General features: G+C 60.6%; 12 protein-coding genes and 11 pseudogenes. 9 read left to right on the top strand and 14 right to left on the bottom strand.

Features of this window, described 5'->3' with window-relative positions:
• Window positions 1-56 precede the first annotated feature (56 nt).
• From ABIF91_RS08845 to ABIF91_RS08870, 6 genes and pseudogenes are all read right to left on the bottom strand, one after another.
• Window positions 57-628: pseudogene (locus tag ABIF91_RS08845) on the bottom strand (IS110 family transposase); the annotation flags it as partial.
• A gap of 34 nt (window positions 629-662) precedes the next feature.
• The gene (locus tag ABIF91_RS08850; RefSeq protein WP_038379337.1) at window positions 663-1,931 is read right to left on the bottom strand and encodes an IS256 family transposase; all 1,269 of its coding nucleotides are present in this window, start codon (window positions 1,929-1,931) and stop codon (window positions 663-665) included.
• 126 nt (window positions 1,932-2,057) lie between these two features.
• A pseudogene (locus tag ABIF91_RS08855) lies at window positions 2,058-2,186 on the bottom strand (transposase); the annotation flags it as partial.
• Between the two features lie 63 nt (window positions 2,187-2,249).
• A pseudogene (locus tag ABIF91_RS08860) lies at window positions 2,250-2,428 on the bottom strand (IS21 family transposase); the annotation flags it as partial.
• An 81-nt stretch (window positions 2,429-2,509) separates the two neighbouring features.
• Window positions 2,510-3,316: a glycoside hydrolase family 12 protein gene (locus tag ABIF91_RS08865; RefSeq protein WP_011084471.1), complete on the bottom strand. Its 807-nt coding sequence runs from the start codon at window positions 3,314-3,316 to the stop codon at window positions 2,510-2,512.
• A 288-nt stretch (window positions 3,317-3,604) separates the two neighbouring features.
• Window positions 3,605-4,412, bottom strand: a pseudogene (locus ABIF91_RS08870) (IS6 family transposase).
• A 398-nt stretch (window positions 4,413-4,810) separates the two neighbouring features.
• Between ABIF91_RS08870 and ABIF91_RS08875 the strand changes: the two are divergent.
• Both ABIF91_RS08875 and ABIF91_RS08880 read left to right on the top strand, forming a co-directional pair.
• Window positions 4,811-5,053 (top strand): annotated as a pseudogene (locus tag ABIF91_RS08875) (hypothetical protein); the annotation flags it as partial.
• A gap of 628 nt (window positions 5,054-5,681) precedes the next feature.
• Window positions 5,682-5,885, top strand: coding sequence for a hypothetical protein (locus ABIF91_RS08880; RefSeq protein ID WP_011084467.1), 204 nt, complete (start codon window positions 5,682-5,684; stop codon window positions 5,883-5,885).
• Between the two features lie 544 nt (window positions 5,886-6,429).
• Here ABIF91_RS08880 and ABIF91_RS08885 read toward each other — a convergent pair.
• A protein-coding gene (locus ABIF91_RS08885; RefSeq protein WP_129557670.1) for an IS3-like element ISRj2 family transposase occupies window positions 6,430-7,559 on the bottom strand; the annotation gives its coding sequence in 2 pieces (ribosomal slippage) (window positions 6,430-7,307 and window positions 7,307-7,559; 1,131 coding nt in all).
• Between the two features lie 789 nt (window positions 7,560-8,348).
• Between ABIF91_RS08885 and ABIF91_RS08890 the strand changes: the two genes are divergently transcribed.
• Window positions 8,349-8,633 (top strand): DUF3892 domain-containing protein, encoded by a 285-nt coding sequence (locus ABIF91_RS08890; RefSeq protein WP_028182401.1) that lies wholly within the window; start codon window positions 8,349-8,351, stop codon window positions 8,631-8,633.
• 17 nt (window positions 8,634-8,650) lie between these two features.
• On the opposite strand, the gene ABIF91_RS08895 is transcribed toward ABIF91_RS08890, so the two are convergent.
• Window positions 8,651-8,932 (bottom strand): LexA family protein, encoded by a 282-nt coding sequence (locus ABIF91_RS08895; protein ID WP_028182402.1) that lies wholly within the window; start codon window positions 8,930-8,932, stop codon window positions 8,651-8,653.
• A 38-nt stretch (window positions 8,933-8,970) separates the two neighbouring features.
• Between ABIF91_RS08895 and ABIF91_RS08900 the strand changes: the two are divergent.
• The 3 genes and pseudogenes from ABIF91_RS08900 to ABIF91_RS08910 form a co-directional block, all read left to right on the top strand.
• A pseudogene (locus ABIF91_RS08900) lies at window positions 8,971-9,456 on the top strand (helix-turn-helix domain-containing protein); the annotation flags it as partial.
• Between the two features lie 63 nt (window positions 9,457-9,519).
• Window positions 9,520-10,745, top strand: a pseudogene (locus tag ABIF91_RS08905) (IS256 family transposase).
• Window positions 10,679-11,470, top strand: a complete 792-nt coding sequence (locus ABIF91_RS08910; protein WP_424579056.1) for an IS630 family transposase — start codon at window positions 10,679-10,681, stop codon at window positions 11,468-11,470. Before ABIF91_RS08905 ends, ABIF91_RS08910 begins: the two are co-directional and overlap by 67 nt.
• 402 nt (window positions 11,471-11,872) lie before the next feature.
• Here the strand turns inward: ABIF91_RS08910 and ABIF91_RS08915 are convergent.
• The 3 genes and pseudogenes from ABIF91_RS08915 to ABIF91_RS08925 form a co-directional block, all read right to left on the bottom strand.
• Window positions 11,873-12,523: pseudogene (locus tag ABIF91_RS08915) on the bottom strand (transposase); the annotation flags it as partial.
• Window positions 12,524-13,008: 485 nt separating this feature from the next.
• Window positions 13,009-14,169: an IS110 family transposase gene (locus ABIF91_RS08920; RefSeq protein ID WP_424579057.1), complete on the bottom strand. Its 1,161-nt coding sequence runs from the start codon at window positions 14,167-14,169 to the stop codon at window positions 13,009-13,011.
• 60 nt (window positions 14,170-14,229) lie between these two features.
• Window positions 14,230-14,827: pseudogene (locus ABIF91_RS08925) on the bottom strand (IS256 family transposase); the annotation flags it as partial.
• 469 nt (window positions 14,828-15,296) lie between these two features.
• On the opposite strand from ABIF91_RS08925, the pseudogene ABIF91_RS08930 reads away from it, so the two are divergent.
• Window positions 15,297-16,127 (top strand): annotated as a pseudogene (locus ABIF91_RS08930) (IS256 family transposase); the annotation flags it as partial.
• Window positions 16,128-16,273: 146 nt separating this feature from the next.
• Here the strand turns inward: ABIF91_RS08930 and ABIF91_RS08935 are convergent.
• Window positions 16,274-17,403 (bottom strand): IS3-like element ISRj2 family transposase gene (locus tag ABIF91_RS08935; RefSeq protein WP_129557670.1). Its coding sequence is split into 2 segments (ribosomal slippage): window positions 16,274-17,151 and window positions 17,151-17,403, totalling 1,131 coding nucleotides; the frame shifts between segments, so codons are not numbered across the junction.
• Window positions 17,404-17,487: 84 nt separating this feature from the next.
• Between ABIF91_RS08935 and ABIF91_RS08940 the strand changes: the two are divergent.
• Both ABIF91_RS08940 and ABIF91_RS08945 read left to right on the top strand, forming a co-directional pair.
• Window positions 17,488-17,625: pseudogene (locus tag ABIF91_RS08940) on the top strand (IS256 family transposase); the annotation flags it as partial.
• Window positions 17,626-17,714: 89 nt separating this feature from the next.
• Entirely contained in the window at window positions 17,715-17,918 is a 204-nt protein-coding gene (locus tag ABIF91_RS08945; RefSeq protein ID WP_028182460.1) for a cold-shock protein, read from the top strand.
• A gap of 381 nt (window positions 17,919-18,299) precedes the next feature.
• Here the strand turns inward: ABIF91_RS08945 and ABIF91_RS08950 are convergent, their stop codons facing one another.
• Together ABIF91_RS08950 and ABIF91_RS08955 are read right to left on the bottom strand one after the other, a co-directional pair.
• Window positions 18,300-18,527: a hypothetical protein gene (locus tag ABIF91_RS08950; protein WP_223153796.1), complete on the bottom strand. Its 228-nt coding sequence runs from the start codon at window positions 18,525-18,527 to the stop codon at window positions 18,300-18,302.
• Between the two features lie 684 nt (window positions 18,528-19,211).
• Window positions 19,212-20,480 (bottom strand): IS256 family transposase, encoded by a 1,269-nt coding sequence (locus ABIF91_RS08955; protein WP_014497957.1) that lies wholly within the window; start codon window positions 20,478-20,480, stop codon window positions 19,212-19,214.
• Window positions 20,481-20,704 lie beyond the last annotated feature (224 nt).

Here is a 20,704-nt window from a genome sequence, read left to right on the forward strand (position 1 = left end):
GCTGTCAGGCAGAAAATCCACTCAAGCTACTGTCCGAATTTGCGGGGCCAGCTCTATTCTCTAGGAACAAGACCCAGCCAAGCTGCCATATCGCGGGCCTTTTTGAACTGTCGGGCAGATCCAGCTGCTGCCAAAAGCGCTGTCGCCGCGAGTGGCCCAATGCCCGGGATAGTCATTAATCGACGTGCAGTATCGCTTTGAGAGGCAATCGCCTCAATCTCGCGGTTGACTTCAGCAATCCGCAGCTCCAGCTGCCGCAGCTCGTCGAATGTAGATGCAAGAATGCGACGCATGGCCGACGTTAGATCATTCGATTCATCTGCCAAAACCCTCGGCAGATCTGCCTTGAACTTGCCGGCGCCCTGGTGAATAGCGATCCCATATTCAAGGCAAAAAGCGCGCATCTGATTTATGAGGCACGTCCGTTGCGAAATCATCCTATCGCGAACACGATGCAGCGCTTGCAGGTCAATGTGTTCGGGCGACCGTATTTCGACGAAGCGCATTGTTGGTCGCGTCACTGCTTCCGCGATCGCTGCGGCATCGATGATGTCACTTTTGTTGGACTTTACAGCTTGACGAATTGAGCCGGAATAATGCGGACGGTATGCCCCATCGCGGCGATCTTGGAGCTATGGCTGATTTTGGGTGACGCGGCCTGATCAGGCGGCGTGGCTTTCAGTGTTCGGAATGACTTCGATTCCGTCGATGAACTTTACACCGGCGATGACTTTCGGCAACTGGTTCGTGCTCTTCAATCGCCGCCAGGTCTTCGATGCGGCGTCGATGAGCTTGAACACCATCAGCTTCGCGGTTTGTTGCGACAGCGATCCCTTGGTCCGCACCGTTCGGTGGCGCACCGTGGCGAAGACGCTCTCGATCGGGTTCGAGCTGCGTAGGTGGATCCAGTGCTCAGCAGGGAAGTCGAAGAAGGCGAGCAGCGCATGGCGATCCTTGATCAGGCACTCCACCGCACGTCCGTATTTGACGTGGTATTTCTCGACGAAGACGTCGATCGCGGTTTCAGCTTCGGCCCGGTGTGGGGCCAGATAGATGTTCCGCAGGTCGTTCTTCATGAGGCCCTGCACGGATTTGGCGACCTTGTCGAGTACGTTGCTCACTTTATGGCACCAGCATCGTTGGTGCCGCGTGCCGGGAAAGGCCTCGTCCAGTGCCTTCCAGAAGCCGAGGGCGCCGTCGCCGATGGCGAGTTGCGGGGCAATCCGTAACCCGCGTTGCCGCAGGTCGATCAGGAGTTCGCGCCAGCTCTGCGCGCTCTCGCGCACGCCGACCTGGAAGCCGATCAGCTCCTTCTTGCCTTCCGGCGTGGTGCCAATCAGCACCAGCATGCATTCGCTGTGATCTTCCATGCGGGCCTGCAGGTACACGCCATCGGCCCAGATGTAGACATAGCGACGCGCCGACAGATCGCGTCTCTGCCAGCGTTCGTACTCGACCTGCCAATCGGCCTTCAGGCCGGCGATCACCGAAGGCGACAGGTTCGGCGCATCCTTGCCGAGCAGCGCCGAGAGCGCCTCCTGGAAGTCGCCGGTCGAGATGCCGCGCAAATAGAGGACCGGGATCAAGGCATCCAGGCTCTTCGTCCGCCGCGCCCATAGCGGCAGGATTGCCGAACTGAAGCGGAGGCGGTCGCCTGGCCCGCTCGCTCCGCGGTCGCGGACCTTGGGACGAGCGACCTCCACCGGACCGATGCCGGTCGCAATCTCGCGCACCGGACCGTGCCCATGTCGGACCAGGCGCGCTCGACCGTCGGGCAGCGTCAGATTGGCCGTGCTGGCCAGAAACGCGCCAACCTCGATCTCGATCGCCCTGGCAAGCAGGTCCCGCGCGCCGGCTCGAACGATATCGGTCAGTGGATCATCAACCGCGGACGGCTGACGGAAAGCAAGAACATTGGTAGTCTCGGTCATGGCGTATCGCTCTCCTCGAGAGGTTCTGGCAGGCTCGTCACCCGCCTCGATACGCCGCCTTCCTCACACCGTCATCACCCAGATTCCGCCATAGCTCGCGATCTTGCGTGCCAACCATTGCGAGCTGGCCTTCCAATTGTAGATCGTCGCTTCGGAGACCCCGTGCTTGCGAGCTAGGTCGGCCGTCTTCGCCCCGGCCTCATGCGCCTTCGACACTGCGATAATCTGCTCTTCCGTGAACCTTGCTCGCTTCATCTGTCCGTCCTTCTTCGGGGCGGACTCTGAATCCTTCTGGAGGAAATGCTCAGTGGCAGGTCACGCCAACGAAAAGAAGCGTTGGTTGCGCAGCCGCGCCAAAATCCATCGCTGCGCGACTTGCACCGCAACTTCGACCTTTGCCTTATCTTTTGGGCGCCGCGGCCGGGCTGCGAGATGGCCGTGCCGTAATGGCTTGCCATCTCGGCATAGGTTCGGTTGAGGCCGGGATCGTGGCGGTCGGGATGTGAGCGGCAAGCCAAGGCCGTCAGTCAGCGTGGCTCATTGGCATAGCGCAGCTCACCTTACCGCCCGCGCGGACTTCACTTCGAAGTCACGGACCAGTTGTTGAAATTGAAGTTCTTTCCCCCCGGGGACGAGGTAATCTCGACGCCGTATTGGACGCTACCGACGTTTATGTCGCCAAAGTACCCCTTCGACTTGATCCACTGCAGGATACTCTTGATGTCCACTGTCCCGCTGTTGGTCTTCGAAGTGCGCAGCAATGAGATGACCTTGTGACCATCGGAGCCTTCGCCTTCAAACACGTTCCAAGTCGCCCCGCCTACATTGACATTGCTGTAGACCGGAATCGCCGCACCGGAAGGGGCATAATGATATGAAATGGGCTTAACGTTGCCGCTCCCGTCCGAGTTTCCGGTGTAGTTTGTCCAGAGCATTATCTCATGTCGGTCTGAGCTGTCCCAGATATCGTAGGCGACATCCCAGGCGCCGCCAGTGGGAACTTCCTGATTGAAGCTCGAGCTCAGAGTGTTGATTGAGCTGAGCGGTTTCCCGATATTGAAAGCCACGTGCGGATAGCTCTTGATGCCAGGAGTATTGGGCTGGTTCGACCACACGCTCCACCGGTTGGCTGCACTCACCGAAATCGTCTGAGGCCCAGGGTGCGGGCCCCATACGTCGTTGTTCCAAGAGTAGCCATCGCGTGAAAAGCTTCCGTATGGAGCGCTCGAACGCCAAATCGGCGTCTGTGCCGACACAGGCCCGGCAGATGATAATGACCGGGCTTCATTCGCGGCCTGCCTAAATAGATCATGATCCTCCTGTGTCCGGACGTAACCCGTTGGAGACCCTTGCGCGCCGGCACCGCTTATCCGATTGGAATCCATAAAGCTCTCCTTTCTGATAACAAAATCTCCTGCAGATCCACTAGCGGGCCCCCTAGTTCAGCATGGGCGGCATCGGCATCTAGAGACCGGGCTTGAATGCTAGGAAGGTTGGCTTTCGAGAAGCTGACGAGCTCGGGAAGAAGGGTGGACCCGCGCCCGGATTTGCCGTCTTTCGGATGACAGCAGCCTGGCTGAGACAGTGGCAACGATTGTCCGTCGTCAGACAATTTGAGACTGATCAGGCTTTTCGAGAAGGGAGGCTCTGGCTCATCAGGGGGCATCGTCAACTTAATCGACCGCCGAGCCGAAGGAGGCGATTCTCAGAGGTCGAGAGTCGGCGATAGCGCTTGTCATGGAGATCTCGCGCCAAGTCGCAAAGGCTCGCTCGCGCGAAGCACGACGGAAGTCGGCGGTGGCGGCGCCGGGATAGGGGATGTGGAAAAGGTTCGCGACCTGATCGTGAACGGACAGAAACCGTTGAGCCTGACGGGACGATTTGAAGCGCGTCATGATCCGCTCGCGTCGCCGCGTCGGCTGATGAGAATTCTCGGCCCGATTGTTGAGAGCTTTGTGCTGGCGATGTTCGACGTGTAAGCCCATCTTCGCCCTCGCAGCGCCGTACGAACGCAGCTTATCCGTGATCATAACGCGCGGCGGCGTGCCGGCGGATTTCAAGAGCTTCTTCATGAGCCGCTGCGCAACGCGCGAGTTTCTTCGGCGCTGGATCAAGACGTCAGGAACGAAGCCATTCTGGTCGACAGCGCGCCAGAGCCAATGTTGTTCGCCCGCGATCGAGATAACGACTTCGTCCAGATGCCATTTGTCACCGCGAGGGGGAGTGCGCTGGCGGATCCGATCGGAGAACGGCTTGCCGAATTTCCGTCCCCACTGGCGCACGGTTTCATAGGTCACGCCAATGCCACGCGCCGCCAGCATTTCCTCGACCATCCGCAAGCTTAAGGGAAGCCGGAAATATAACCAAACGGGATAACTGATCACTTCCGGTGCGATGGCGGCGATAAAGAGGGTCCCGGGCGGTCTGCCGGTCGTCTACCCCTCCGCCGCTCCAATTCGTTAATTTGACGGTACCGTTCAATGGACTGTCCCTGTCGAAGGTTGCGGCCGATCTTGCGGCGCACGCCGTCAACGGCTGGCCGCCGGAGGTCATCAACGATTTCGGCAATCTCGGCTTTGTCCGACCTGCTGGCATCGTGTTTCTCAGCAACTTATTCGCATGGATGAGCGCTCATCAAACCAAAATCACGCTCACCAACCTCAGGGGCAAACGCCGTCAGGTTTCTGGACGACTCCCTGTTCTTCGAGCAGCATTGCGGCGCAAAGTTTCGCCCGGATGCCTCACCACGGTCGACAACGCGACCACTGATGAGGATCGCTCATCAGCGATTGCCATGGCTGGCTGGAACACAACCTTGCTCCTTGGCTGGCTGCGCGCCTGTCGATCTCTCCCGCGAGCGGCGTGTACAACCGGCCGGTAGCCGCCATGCCCATCTGATCGCGGGCATCTGGACCGGGTTCAAGGGCGACCGGGGCACCAAGTCCAAGCCGGCCCCCGGCCCTCACCTCGTTTATGGCTTCCTGACGACCGATGAGGAGCGCGACGTATGGATGCGCGCGCCGCGGGATGAAGCAAAGGCATTGCAGCGGCCGTTGCCGGATGATGCGCTGAAGATCGTGATGCGCGGCGCGGATAAGGAAGATCAGCCAACAGCAGGGTAGCGATGCTTTAGCGCCGCAATCGGTATGGTGTTATGGGGACAAGAGGTCTGATGTTGTTCAAATCGCCAACAACGGCCGTGCTCATCATCAGCGCACGCCGATGGCCGAAGCGTTGCATTTCTGCAGGGCGCGGCGTTCGGCATTGCTGCGAACTGCCCGAAACTTCATCTGTATACGAAAGCAATCGCTCAATCGAAAAACGGTATCCGAGGAGTTCGCCAAGGCAACGCAAAGGAATTTGCAGAGGGCGCGTTTCTGTTCCACGAATTGCTAACTGGCGGAAAAGGAGACGAATGTGATGGCGGCTCGTGCACCTGCGATAACGTATGCGGCCTTCGCCCCGGTACATGCTACTTCGTGATCGAACCGTCGCAGGTAAAGCCCTGAGTCCGCAATTCTTTAAGGCAGCACCTTGACGAGATTGGCCCGCTTGCGTGCAGCCAGCTCGACAGCAGCATCGCGCGCCGCTTTGAATGTCATCACTTCCGCTGGCGCGTGCTCATGATCCTTCTCGATCATGGATGAAGCCGCCAAGGAAGCTCGATCTTAGTCAGCTTTTCGCAAGCTGCTCCTGCTAGCATGAAGAGGATAGGTCATCTAGGCGACGCCGCTATCCGGGTGTTACGACATGAACGCAGACGCAGCCGATATCAATGCAACAGCGTCGCAGGTTGGCGCCCCCTCCGACACCGCCGAGAACGGCGGCGATGACACGCGTGCAGCGCTACTGCGCCGAGCATTCGAAAAGGCTCTCGTTTCCGTCGCGACGCAAGTCATAAGCGATTCGCAGTCGGATATGGATGAGGCCATGAGCGAGCTTGATGATGGATGAGCCGATGGTCGGCGCCAGATAGCGATACGGCCGCCTGGTGATTGAATCGAAGACGTGCCAAGTGAGACTTGGCACACGCCAGCAGTTAGATGCGCATTCTATGATCTTTCAGGTCCGCTGCGAACTGCTCCGCGAATCCGAATGCACCTGGATCTTTTTGGCAGCGGGCTGCTGCGACGTCCCTTTGGCGTCCCCAACAGCAGACTTTGACGGAAATGGTGATGCTCAAAGCCATGGCGCCTCCGGCTTCGTGAGAGGATGATGGATGTTCTGGGAGCGCAAGGGTTCACGCCCGGCTTCGTAGGCTAAAGACAGGCAGGGCTCAACGCGAAACAGTGGCTTATGCTTTTGAGCCGAGGGTAGATCGCGCCGCCGAGGCCGTCCCCAATCCAATCTACAGAGCTGGCCCCGGTTGTTTGGACAGCGCCCCGCTGGATTTAAGTGGATTCCTGCCGGGTTATGCTGAACGCGGGGCTTTACGGTTTTGTCGTTGCGTCGGGAGGGCGTAGCCCGACCAGAGCGACGACAAAACCGTCGGCGACGGTCATGCGGCCATCACCATAGCTTGCGTGCCGAAGTAAGCCTCGTCGGGCGTGCGCCCGTCAAGGCTCGAGTGAGGGCGTCCCTGATTGTAGAAGGCCAGATACTTGGCAATTGACGCTCGCGCCTCGGACACGCTGTCGTAGGCGCGGAGATATACTTCTTCGTATTTGACCGTGCGCCAGAGCCGCTCGACAAACACGTTGTCGCGCCAGGCGCCCTTGCCGTCCATGCTGATGGCGATCTTCGCGTCCAGCAGCACATCGGTGAACTCGAGGCTGGTGAACTGGCTGCCCTGATCCGTGTTGAAAATCTCGGGCCTGCCGTGCTTCGCCAACGCCTCCTGGACCGCTTCGACGCAGAAGGCCGCCTCCATTGTGATCGAGACGCGATGGGCCAGGACCCGTCGGCTGAACACATCGACGACCGCCGCGAGATAGACGAAGCCACGCCGCATCGGAATGTAGGTGATGTCCATTGCCCACGCATGGTCGGGCCGCTCGATCTTCAATCCGCGCAACAGGTACGGGTAGATCTTGTGACCCGGAGCCGGCTTGCTCGTGTTCGGGCGACGATAGACCGCCTCGATCCCCATGCGCTTCATCAGCGTCGCGATGTGGCGGCGACCGGCGTATACGCCCTCCCGCCGCAGCAACGATCGCAGCATACGCGCTCCCGCGAAGGGATAATCGAGATGCAGCTCATCGAGCCGACGCATCAAGGCAAGGTCCTCGGCCGAAACTGGCCGAGGTTCATAGTAGACCGTGCTGCGAGCCAGCTTCAGGACCTTCGCCTGGCGCACGATAGAAAGATCATGATCGCGGTCGATCATCGCTTTGCGCTCAGCAGGCCCGCCTTGGTGAGCGCGCCGGACAAAAAATCGTTTTCCAACGCCAGCTCGCCGATCTTGGCATGTAACGCCTTCAAATCGACCGGCGTCTCGGCCGATGTCTTGTCATGCCCAAACACGCCGGCGGCGCCTTCCAGGAGCTGGTTTTTCCAGATCGTGATCTGGTTCGGATGAACATCAAACAGTTGCGCCAGCTCCGCCAGTGTCTTGTCGCCTTTGACCGCAGCCAAAGCAACCTTCGCCTTGAATGCCGGAGAATGCGTCCGGCGGCTCTTCTTCGTCATCTTCGCTCCTGATTCGCAGCAAGAATCCTCGCCGCTGTCAGGCAGAAAATCCACTCAAGCTACTGTCCGAATTTGCGGGGCCAGCTCTGTTCATCGGGCAGCCTATCGAGCTTAGAAACGTGAGGTGCCTCTACGCTATGGACGGCTACCACTGCATTGCACCTCAGCCCGGAATGGTTACGATTGTTTCTGCAAAGTCTGTCGCACCTGCGGCAGAACGGGAAGCCTTGAGGAACGACTGCGCGGAGATCCAGGCGATGGCTCACCTGCCCGCTTGCCGAAAGAATGTTCGAATTATCCCAGCTGACTTGACCGAAAGCTCCCTCCCCAACTACGCTGCGAAGCGCGTCGTTATGACGGCCGAGAGAATTGAAATACATCCGGCGACGCAACCGAAGCATTAACGCCGCCGAATGCCGCGCGTTGCTGCTCCGTCTTCTGAGCCTCAAGGGAAGAAGCAGCGCGGGCGCGGCTCGGCGTCGAAATGCGCAACCGACGCTGTCCCTACCGCGCCCGCGCTGCCCAGTGAAGCTAGCGGCGACATGACTCCGCGCTTCGCGACGGACCGATGAAGCGCTGTCCCTATCATGCGCCACCAACTTCGGCGGCCAGCCTTGCCATAACACGCTGACCACCCCTCCCGGGGGTGCCAGGCTGGCCCACAGGGTGCCCTCGCATTGTATCGGCGAAAAGCCTCCCGGGCACCTACCAGGATTGGTTGGGCTGCCTTGGGCCGCCACTGAACGCTAAACTGGTCACCCAGCCTTTGCACACGAAGGAGAGAGCCCTGTGGTTAAACTCGCACGCGTTCGCTGCATCAATAAGACCGACAGGATGAATCCCCATGAGAGGATTGAAAGTGTCGGAGGTGAATATTCAAACGGAAGTCAATGGAAGCAGTCTGTCGTTCAGACGATCAGAGACATTGAAAGCGGCGAATGGGAGTTCTATGTCGAAGAAGACGGACTCATGGCTGGCGTGGTCGTGGCCGAACACAACGGGCACAAATACATCAAGACAACGGCGGACGGCATTCAGCCAGACAATCTTCTTTCACTGGCTGAGTGTCCGTGATCCCCACTAGTGGTTCATCACAGTGATTTCGACGTTTTGATACCGAGCCATTCGAGGATCGGCAAGCTTTCCGGCGGCACGAGGATTTCGATGCTTCTGGGGACGCCAGGTTGACGTTGGATGAAGCCGTTTCGTTCGAGGGTGACGATCATCTGGTGGACCGAAGGCGGGCTGACGCGGAAGTGGCGCTGGATGTCGGCTTCGGAGGGTGGACGTCCGAACATGTGGGCGTAGGTATGGATGAAGGCCAGGTAATAACCCTGCTTCTCGGTGAAGCGCGTGCCTGATTTTTGACTCATCGTTGGATTCGTCCCGGCCTCCGACAAGGAGGCAAAGCATCAATGTACGTTATCGGGTCGAATTGAGCCAAGCCGAGCGCAACGAACTGACGGCGATGCTCGGTGGCGGCAAGCACGCCGCCCGCAAGCTCAAGCGGGCGCAGGTTTTGCTGGCGGCCGATGGAGGCTGCCGCGACGAGGAGATTGCCCGGACCGTGAGTGTCAGCCTCTCCACCGTCGGCCGGACCAAGCGCCGCTTCGTGGAAGGCAATCTGGAGCGGGCCTTGAGCGAGGAGCCGCGTCCGGGCGCTGAGCGCAAGCTGACGGGCAAGGAGGAAGCCCTGCTGGTGGCGACCGCATGCGCCAAGCCGCCCGCCGGCTGCAAACGCTGGACGCTGACGCTGTTGGCCGACACGATGGTCAAGCTCACCGATCACAACAGCCTGTCGGGCGAGACCGTGCGTCGCCGGCTGGCCGAGAACGACCTCAAGCCGTGGCGCAGGGACATGTGGTGCATTCCCCATGTCGACGGCGAATACGTCGCCTGAGGGTGTCAGTAACTCGGTGTAAGATGGTTTCTGTGAGTTTACCTTTGACAGGAGACTCACATGGCTACGGATTTTTCACCTGAGATTTTGGACCAGCTTCTTGCCGGGGGCAGCCTCAAGCCAGAAGACTTAGCCGGCGAAGACGGGCTTTTCAGACGACTGAAGAAGGCGCTTCTGGAGCGCGCACTGGGTGCGGAGCTGACCCACCACCTTGGCTATGAGAAGGGCGACCCGGCGGGCCGCGGGTCGGGCAACAGCCGCAACGGCACAAGCAGCAAAGCGCTGTTGACGGACGACGGCGAGATCGAGATCGAGGTGCCGCGCGACCGCGCCGGCACGTTCGAACCGGTGATCGTCGCGAAGGGCCAGACCCGCTTCGACGGCTTCGACGAGAAGATCATCAGTCTCTACGGGCGGGGCATGACGGTACGGGAGATCCAGGGCCATCTGGCCGAGCTCTACGGCACCGAGGTGTCCCCCGATCTGATCAGCAAGGTCACCGACGCGATTCTCGACGAGGTCCGCGAATGGCAGAGCCGGCCGCTGGAAGCGATCTATCCGGTGGTCTTCTTCGACGCGCTCAGGGTCAAGATTCGCGATGAGGGGATGGTCAAGAACAAGGCAGTCTACGTCGTGCTGGGCATCACTGCATCGGGCGAGAAAGACGTGCTCGGGCTTTGGATCGAGCAAACCGAAGGCGCCAAATTCTGGCTCAAGGTCATGAACGATCTGAGGAACCGCGGCGTCGCCGACATCCTGATCGCCGTCGTCGACGGTCTGAAGGGCTTTCCCGAGGCGATCAACAGCGTCTTTCCCAAGGCGATGGTCCAGACCTGCATCGTGCATTTGATCCGCAACAGCCTATCCTTCGTGTCCTGGAAGGATCGCAAGGCGATCCTTCCCTCGATCAAGGCGATCTATCATGCGAGAATGCCGACGCCGCTCTGCTCAGGCTCGAGGACTTCGAAGCCGAGTGGGGCAAGCGCTATCCCGCGATCGGGGCGGCCTGGCGCCGGGCGTGGGAGCACGTCATTCCGTTCTTCGCCTTCGCGCCGGAGATACGCAAAATGATCTATACCACCAACGCGGTCGAGGCGCTGAACCGTTCGCTGCGCAAGATCATCAAAACACGCGGCAGCTTCCCCAACGACGAGGCGGCGATGAAGCTGCTTTACCTCGCCATCAGAAATGCCGGCATCCATTGGCGACGACCGGTTGCATGGACGGCCGCAATGGGCCAGTTTGCCATCCAGTTCGGCGAGCGCTTTGCAGGCTCAGCGGACTGACCCCATGGGGTCAGTCCGCTGACCCCGCAAACCCCTCACAGAGACGCTCTTACACAAAACTTCTGACACTCCCCGTCGCCCGCATGGAGGACGTGCTCGATCTCTACGCCGAGACGCCGGATCCCGCCCGGCCGCTGGTCTGCTTCGACGAGACTCCCGTCCAGCTGATCGGCGAGGTGCGCCAGCCGGTCCCGGCCCAACCGGGACAGCGCGAGCGCTACGATTACGAGTATCGCCGCAACGGCACCGCCAATCTCTTCGTCACCTTCGATCCACATCGGGGCTGGCGCAACGTCAAGGTCACCGATCGCCGCGCCGCCGTGGACTACGCCCACTGCATGCGTGATCTCGTCGACGTCCATTATCCCGACGCCGCCTGCATCCGTGTCGTGCAGGACAATTTGTCGATCCATAAGCCTGGGGCGCTGTATGAGGCCTTCGCGCCCGCCGAGGCCCGGCGCATCCTGCGCCGCCTCGAATTCCACTTCACCCCGAAACACGCCAGTTGGCTCAACATGGTCGAATGCGAGATCAGCGTGCTACAGCGCCAGTGTCTCGGCCGCCGCATCGCAGATCCCAAAAGGCTCCGAAACGAGATCGCAGCATGGCAAAAGAGGCGAAATAAAACCCGAGTCCGCATCAAATGGATGTTCACAACAGATAAAGCCCGCGCCAAACTCGGCCGCGCCTATCCAGCCACCCCCAAAGAGTCAAAATTACTGTGATGAACCACTAGCGACGGCCTCCACGGCTAAGACCCCCACCTTCCGCGAGCTAACGCTTTTTCCTTCCGGCCGCCCTGCGCATCCCGACACGGAGCTTCAGGGCCGCCAGCGCGGCGGCGTTCGTCAAACGATTTGCGCTCGTTCCAATCGGCTACGGCGCGGAGACTCGCCGCACCGGCGCCAGTGGAGATGGCCTGCTGCAGATGCGAATTGTCTATTCCCTCGGCCCGTTTCGGCTTCGGTAAAGTGCGAGAAATTCTCGCACTTTCTCCAACGGCCATTTCTGCCTGCACCTGCTCCCAAATCTCCTTACGTCGCTTGATGTAAAACCTCTCGCACCTAGCCAAGGGGATGTCCCGATCGGTGTTGAACTACGTCGGGCCGACGTTGCCGGAATGCATGTTACGCGGCCCTCGAGACGTGGGCAACGGGCTTGATCGTCATGCGATCGTGGTGAGCGTGAAGGGCCGCACGCAGAACCGACAATTGCTTATGCGCCTTCAATCGTCGGAAGCCCTTGTTGGCCTCGATCATGCCGGCCGCGACTCATCGCAACGCCATACCGGCATCCCGCCAGCGTTTGACGTTGCGCGTGACGCGGCGAATGGTGCCCATCATGTTCTCGGCGATGTTGGTGCAGGCGAGCGATCGACGAAGCTCCTTCGGCAGCGTCAACCGGACGACAGTCAGGATTTCGTCGAGGCCTTCGAGGATGCTGGCCGCTACGCCGGGCCATTGCTGGTCGAGTCGACGCGCGAGATTGCGGATCAAATTTTCAGCCTTGTCGGCGTCATCGAGCTCCCAGGCCTGGCGCAGCACCCGACGGGTGGCCGCATGATGCTCTGTCGGCAGGCGTTCCATGATGTTGCGCGCCTTGTGGATCTGGCAGCGCTGGATCGCGGCGGCCGGACCGAAGGTGCGGCGGATCGCCTTCGACAACGCTTTCGCGCCGTCGGCGATGAACAGTCTTGGCACCGTCGGGTCGAGCCCGCGCGAGACCAGGTTGTCCAGCAGGGCCTGAACCGTTGCGGCATTCTCGGTCGCCCCTTGTATGGGGCTTCTTTTGTCAAGAAGTTCGGCAGTGCAACGCATGTCTTGTCCTTCGTCAGTTTCTTTGTTCGATCTGAAAGCCCGTTTCTTCGTCCCGACCCGCGGCAGCGCCAGGCCGTCGCGCGCAGGGGCTGTCAAGGTTGGCCGGCGGACCAACCTTTCGAGATGCTTCGCTCTTGCGAGGCCATACCTTGACAGCTTCGAGCACGCCGGCACGGTGGGTGCGGTCGAGATGACGATCAGAGGGGAGCCCGCTTTCGGGCGCGGATCAGTCGCGCCACAGCCTTGTATCCGGTGGGTCCAGGGACCCGAACCATGATGCAGTCATGCGCATCGGCAGCGAAGCTCCGAGGCGGCGGACCCATTCTTCCTCTCGGCATGATAGCCATGGGGCAACTCGGGACCCCGCCACCTCGAACCGTCATCGGCGGCCCGTCACAAGCGGACGGACTGGGCCGAAACTGTCGGGTGCCTTCAGTGACCTCCGTTCATTGCGCCGGGCGCAGAACGACGCCGTCCGGTACCACGCCCTCGCGCACCAGCCGCCACAGGGCGATCAGAAGCTTGCGCGCCAAGGCCACGATCATGATCTTGCGAGTGCCGCGGGTGCTCTCAGTGCGGCCTCGAAACCACTGCGCCAAGGTGCTGTCCTTCTGGAGCATGAGAAATCGCCACGCCAATTGGATCATGCCGCGTCGACCCCGAGCGTTGCCGGAACGGGCCAGCTCTTTCTCTCGCCGTTTTATGCCACTCTCGTCGGGCGAACCCGTGAGGCCCGCATAACGTGCGACGGCCCGTCGATCGCGCATGTTTCGCGCCAGCACCTCCTGCACCAGCATGTCGGCCGTCTCGATGCCAACCCCGATCACCCGCGCCAGTAGGAGCACCATGGCGTTTGGTCCATCACCGGGCGCTTGCTCGATGCGTTCCAGGCGAGCATCCTCGATTTGGCGGATCTGATCATTGATCAGCTGGCGGCGCTCCATGTCGCGACGCAGCTCAGCCAACATGTTGGGCAGTATTGGCTCTCCCTCAGGAGTGCGCAAATCTTCAAGGCGTCCGGCTGCCTTCTTTAGCTTGGGATTGAAGCCGCGGATGCCCAGCCGAATTAACGCTGCTTTCATTCGGTTGACGATCCGACTCGGCTCTCCCACGAGGCTCTCGTGCTCGCGGTTAGGCCGCTTGGCGTCTTCGTCCTTGATTGTCGGGATCGCCACCATCTTGCAGTGATCACGCTCGCCGCGCAGCCAGCCGAGAAAAGAGCGCTTGAGCAAGCTGGTGTCGAGCCGATCGGTCTTGGCGCGCCGGTGCTCGCGCGATACCGCGACGCTCGATGCGTGAATGACGTGGGCCTCAATATCATGTGCCCTGAGCCAGCGCGCCAGCCAGAAGCCGTCACGGCCGGCCTCGAAAGCGACAGCGATGCGTTTGATGTGATGCCCAGCCTTCGCCGCTTCATCTCGCCATCGATGCAGCAATTTCAGCAATGCGCTCTCATCGACCGCGAGCTTCTTCAATGGCTGGCGCTCGACACCAGGCACAATGCCGGCGACGAGCCAGCTCGACAGGCTCAGTTCGATAACGGCGATTAGCGTGCCGTCCGGATCGAGTGGGCTCGGGGATCGGCTCAGATCGTTCAACTTTTGCATGGGGCGCTCCATCGGTTCACATTAGCAAAGATAGATGCAATATCCTCGCCACCGCCCCATAGCATCTTCCACCAGCGCCAGCGGATGCTTGTTGCCTTCGCCGTCAACCGCGATCGCGGCGACCAGCACGAGATCGTCGCCGAGATGCAGCCCGTCGATTTGGACCACCAGAAGGTCGAGCGCGCGGACAGATCGGCAGCCATGAAGTCGGCCAGCCGCGCCGCCGACAGCGCGACGAACCTCCGCGAGGCCGCCGACTTCGAAACCCCCGATCCGGGCGGTGCCGGCGCGTCGACACATTGACCAGCATCAGGTTCATCGCCCAGCGACCGAGCCAATCCTCCTGCGCCGCCGTTTCCCAGCTCTGGATCGTGACCTTGCGGCCATCCACGCCCCGGACCCGCGGGCGCTCGACCTCGATCTTGCCGCCGTGGAAACCGATCCGTCCCCGCGTTCGGCCCCAACGGTGCGCCCGCCGCGCCGCGTCGCGATCGTGGCGCGGCGGGCAGGCCGCCACAACATCCGCCTCCATCATCGTGCCGAGCGCCTCGATCCCTGCCGCGAGGCAGAACCGATCGAAGCTCGCTCGCACCTCTGCAAACGCTTCGTCCACAGCCCCGGTCGCCGGCCAACCAGCCGGTGTGATATCTCTCGTCATGGCGTTGCTCTCCTTTGTGGAATCAGCACCCCCAGCCTACCGGCTCAAGGTGGGCAACGCCGACCTCTTCAGAAATTCAACAGAACCCGGGACATCCCCCTAGCCAACCACCGGGCATTTACGGAGAGCGAAGCTGTCTCTTTCCGGTGGACAACCTTTGGTTGCGATAGTGACTTGGTCGTTTTTCAGGACGTGAGATTTTCTTATGCGCGATTGGCAACTGCCGTTTTCTCGCGTGTGCTCAGATTGCACCTCAAAGCGCGAACGAAGATCCTACCGCCGATTACTGTCATGCGCTGCGATTTTGAGCGGTGCGTGATGCTGCTCTACATTTACACGGTCATAATGATCGAGTCGTGGCTCGATTTCTGGGAGCTATGGCGGAATCTGGGTGATGACGGTGTGAGGAAGGCGGCGTATCGAGGCGGGTGACGAGCCTGCCAGAACCTCTCGAGGAGAGCGATACGCCATGACCGAGACTACCAATGTTCTTGCTTTCCGTCAGCCGTCCGCGGTTGATGATCCACTGACCGATATCGTTCGTGCCGGCGCGCGGGACCTGCTTGCCAGGGCGATCGAGATCGAGGTTGGCGCGTTTCTGGCCAGCACGGCCAATCTGACGCTGCCCGACGGTCGAGCGCGCCTGGTCCGACATGGGCACGGTCCGGTGCGCGAGATTGCGACCGGCATCGGTCCGGTGGAGGTCGCTCGTCCCAAGGTCCGCGACCGCGGAGCGAGCGGGCCAGGCGACCGCCTCCGCTTCAGTTCGGCAATCCTGCCGCTATGGGCGCGGCGGACGAAGAGCCTGGATGCCTTGATCCCGGTCCTCTATTTGCGCGGCATCTCGACCGGCGACTTCCAGGAGGCGCTCTCGGCGCTGCTCGGCAAGGATGCGCCGAACCTGTCGCCTTCGGTGATCGCCGGCCTGAAGGCCGATTGGCAGGTCGAGTACGAACGCTGGCAGAGACGCGATCTGTCGGCGCGTCGCTATGTCTACATCTGGGCCGATGGCGTGTACCTGCAGGCCCGCATGGAAGATCACAGCGAATGCATGCTGGTGCTGATTGGCACCACGCCGGAAGGCAAGAAGGAGCTGATCGGCTTCCAGGTCGGCGTGCGCGAGAGCGCGCAGAGCTGGCGCGAACTCCTGATCGACCTGCGGCAACGCGGGTTACGGATTGCCCCGCAACTCGCCATCGGCGACGGCGCCCTCGGCTTCTGGAAGGCACTGGACGAGGCCTTTCCCGGCACGCGGCACCAACGATGCTGGTGCCATAAAGTGAGCAACGTACTCGACAAGAGAGCTGGCCCCGGTTGTTTGGACAGCGCCCCGCTGGATTTAAGTGGATTCCTGCCGGGTTATGCTGAACGCGGGGCTTTACGGTTTTGTCGTTGCGTCGGGAGGGCGTAGCCCGACCAGAGCGACGACAAAACCGTCGGCGACGGTCATGCGGCCATCACCATAGCTTGCGTGCCGAAGTAAGCCTCGTCGGGCGTGCGCCCGTCAAGGCTCGAGTGAGGGCGTCCCTGATTGTAGAAGGCCAGATACTTGGCAATTGACGCTCGCGCCTCGGACACGCTGTCGTAGGCGCGGAGATATACTTCTTCGTATTTGACCGTGCGCCAGAGCCGCTCGACAAACACGTTGTCGCGCCAGGCGCCCTTGCCGTCCATGCTGATGGCGATCTTCGCGTCCAGCAGCACATCGGTGAACTCGAGGCTGGTGAACTGGCTGCCCTGATCCGTGTTGAAAATCTCGGGCCTGCCGTGCTTCGCCAACGCCTCCTGGACCGCTTCGACGCAGAAGGCCGCCTCCATTGTGATCGAGACGCGATGGGCCAGGACCCGTCGGCTGAACACATCGACGACCGCCGCGAGATAGACGAAGCCACGCCGCATCGGAATGTAGGTGATGTCCATTGCCCACGCATGGTCGGGCCGCTCGATCTTCAATCCGCGCAACAGGTACGGGTAGATCTTGTGACCCGGAGCCGGCTTGCTCGTGTTCGGGCGACGATAGACCGCCTCGATCCCCATGCGCTTCATCAGCGTCGCGATGTGGCGGCGACCGGCGTATACGCCCTCCCGCCGCAGCAACGATCGCAGCATACGCGCTCCCGCGAAGGGATAATCGAGATGCAGCTCATCGAGCCGACGCATCAAGGCAAGGTCCTCGGCCGAAACTGGCCGAGGTTCATAGTAGACCGTGCTGCGAGCCAGCTTCAGGACCTTCGCCTGGCGCACGATAGAAAGATCATGATCGCGGTCGATCATCGCTTTGCGCTCAGCAGGCCCGCCTTGGTGAGCGCGCCGAACAAAAAATCGTTTTCCAACGCCAGCTCGCCGATCTTGGCATGTAACGCCTTCAAATCGACCGGCGTCTCGGCCGATGTCTTGTCATGCCCAAACACGCCGGCGGCGCCTTCCAGGAGCTGGTTTTTCCAGATCGTGATCTGGTTCGGATGAACATCAAACAGTTGCGCCAGCTCCGCCAGTGTCTTGTCGCCTTTGACCGCAGCCAAAGCAACCTTCGCCTTGAATGCCGGAGAATGCGTCCGGCGGCTCTTCTTCGTCATCTTCGCTCCTGATTCGCAGCAAGAATCCTCGCCGCTGTCAGGCAGAAAATCCACTCAAGCTACTGTCCGAATTTGCGGGGCCAGCTCTTCAAGCTGCTCTGCGCCGCATCAAAGACCTGGCGGCGGCTGAAAGGCACAAATCAGTTGCCGAAGGTCAGCGCAGGTGTCAGATTCGAAAACGGCATCGAGGTCATCCAAGTGCCGGAAAACCACGCCGCCTGATCGCCTCGTCACCCAAAATCCCGCATAGCTCGCCTTTCTTTTGTCGAAAGTCGGGAATAGCTTTGGTTTTTTAAAAATGGAGAAGTTAAGTGGCAATGGGGACGGTGAAGTGGTTCAACCCGACGAAGGGGTACGGGTTTATTCAACCGGATTCTGGTGGGAAGGACGTCTTTGTTCACATCTCGGCAGTTGAGAAGGCTGGTTTCACCTCACTCGCAGAGGGAGCTAAGGTTAGCTTCGACGTCGTGAACAATCGCGGAAAAGACTCGGCGGAAAATCTACGAATCGGGTGAAGGACCGCAACGTGCCTTCAACGAAAAAAGGCCGCAGTGGTACGCCGCTGCGGGCGGCCGAGGAGATCGATCGGAATCGGCCGATGGATAAGGCGCTATTGTTCGCGTGGGCGTGCGCTCTAATCCTCTTGGTACTGTTCGTCGCGCTGTACCTTCCTTGGTAGTAAGTTGCCGATGGCGACACGCGACGGCGCTGCCTGCGATCCGAGACTGATTGCCAAGTCACCGCCCTATCCTGGTAGTTGCTCTAGGGCATTCGTCCGGAGGATAACGTTGCCCGGTCAGCTTCTCCCTCCCTTGAGGCTGACCGGGCGAAGTTAGCGGCGCGTGATAGGGACAGCGCTTTATCGGTCCACCCCAAAGCGCCGAGTCACGTGGCCGCTAACGTTCCCGCTGTTTAGGTCGCGCGGCTGCCACCGTGAGCCCGGTGTGATCCTTGAGGCTATCGATTACCTTGAGCGCGGCTTCGAGTTCATCTCGAAGACGCTTCGTAATCCGCAGAATGCCGCTCGCGAGCTCCTCGCGGCTGATTTCTGCACCGTGAGCAACTTTTTCTTCGAGGTCGCGTATAGCTTCGTCGATCTTGTGCAGCGAGAATGTGCTAGGCATCATCCGGCTCCGTCCTGATTAAGGGGCCGGCATCCGCCGACCCGCAGCGTAAAAATGCGTCCGCTACACGGTTTAGTAAAGCGGGTGGCGTTGCGGGAAAATCTGTCCCCATCTCGCGTCTGAGCGCCTCGAATTCGGATAAGGTCGAAAGAGGGCAATCCGCCACCGCGTCCATTTTTGAGCAGATAACTTCAACCCGGGATCGCCAATCGGCCAGCTGTTCTTCAGTTCGCTGTGGCGCGTACGTGTCTTCTGCCGATGCATGGCTTGGCCTACGGACGTAGTCCGTCAATGCTTGGATTGCCGCTACCACTTCGGTCCTAGGCACGGCGGTTACTCCTATGAGCGGAGCCGGCTCGAACATTTGCGGGCCGAGCACTTTGATATGGCATGCACGCGGGGGCGCGGCAACCCACTGGTGCTGGTAGGTGCTTCCAGTCCTTCTCAGCGATACTCCTTGGTGGCGCTAGGGGGGAATTTTGGGCCCCTCGGGAGCAAGGGTGGCCAGCCCTGCCAATCCAAGGGGCGAAGGCTGGCCACCATCGCTTGCGACGTCACCACACAGGGTAGCTACAGGCCAATGGATGCACATATTCGAGCAGCAAATCACGTCCCTGCGGTCCCAAGCGCTTGCGGTGTTTGCAGCCAATCAGGAGCTATGCGGGATTTTGGGTGACGAGGCGATCAGGCGGCGTGGTTTTCCGGCACTTGGATGACCTCGATGCCGTTTTCGAATCTGACACCTGCGCTGACCTTCGGCAACTGATTTGTGCCTTTCAGCCGCCGCCAGGTCTTTGATGCGGCGCAGAGCAGCTTGAACACCATCAACTTGGCAGTCGTTGACGATAACGAACCTTTCGTGCGCACCGTTCTGTGCCGGACCGTCGCGAACACGCTTTCGATGGGATTCGTCGTCCGCAAGTGGTCCCAATGCTCGGCGGGGAATTCGTAGAACGCAAGCATTGCGTCGCGATCTTTCGTCAGGCACTCGACCGCCTTGTCGTACTTCGCTCCGTATTTCTCGGCAAAGACATCGATCGCCACTTCGGCCGAAGCTCGGTTGGACGCCAAATAGACCTCGCGCAGATCCTTCTTCATGCTGGCCTGTACCGACACTGCGACTTTGTTCAAGATATTCGCGGTTTTGTGCACCCAGCACCGCTGATGTCGCGTGGCGGGAAAGACCTCGTCGAGCGCCTTCCAGAAGCCGAGCGCGCCGTCACCGACGGCGATTTCCGGGGCGATCTTCAGCCCTCGGGTTTTCGCCTCGACGAGCAGTTCGTGCCAGCTCTGCGTGCTCTCGCGCACGCCGACCTGGAAGCCGATGAGTTCCTTCTTGCCTTCCGGCGTCGCGCCGATCAGCACCAGCATGCATTCGCTGTGGTCTTCCATGCGAGCCTGCAGGAAGACGCCGTCCGCCCACACGTATACGTACCGGCGCGCCGACAGATCGCGCTTCTGCCAACGCTCGTACTCGAGCTGCCACTCCGTCGTCAGTCTGGAAACCACCGCCGGAGAAAGATTCGGCGCATCCTTGCCCAAGAGCGCCGCCAGCGCCTCCTGGAAGTCGCCCGTCGAGATGCCTCGCAGGTACAGAACCGGCAAAAGTGCATCCAAGCTCTTCGTGCGCCGTGCCCACAACGGCAGGATCGCCGAGGTGAAGCGGATCCGCTCGCCATCGCTGGTCACCGCGCGATCGCGAATCTTTACCCGGGCGACTTCGACGGCGCCGATCCCCGTCTGGATCGTCCGCACTGGACCATGGCCGTGTCGCACGAGGCGGTCGCGGCCATCGGGAAGCTTCAAGCCCTTCATCGCGGCGAGAAACGCCTCGGCTTCCATCTCGACAGCCTGCGCAAGCAGCTGCCGAGCTCCAGATCGCAAAATATTCGTCAGTGGATCGTCGATCTCATCGGGCTGACGCAGTGGGACAATGTTGCTATGCTCGTTCATGGCGTATCGCTCTCCTTGAGGTTCTGGCAGGCTCGACACCCGCCTCGATACGCCGCCTATCTCATTCCGTCATCACCCAGTTTCCCGCATAGCTCGGCCAAAGCTATGAGCGCTGTTATTTCCCGATCATCCACAACGGTCGCTTTCAGCCAGACAGCGATGGCGAGGTGTTTGGCTCGGCCGATCTCGCGGGCCAGTACGGCGCCCGTGTCGCTCGGGATATC

Origin of the sequence: Bradyrhizobium sp. USDA 241, assembly GCF_049739505.1 — a bacterium.
Classification (GTDB): Bacteria; Pseudomonadota; Alphaproteobacteria; order Rhizobiales; family Xanthobacteraceae; genus Bradyrhizobium; species Bradyrhizobium liaoningense.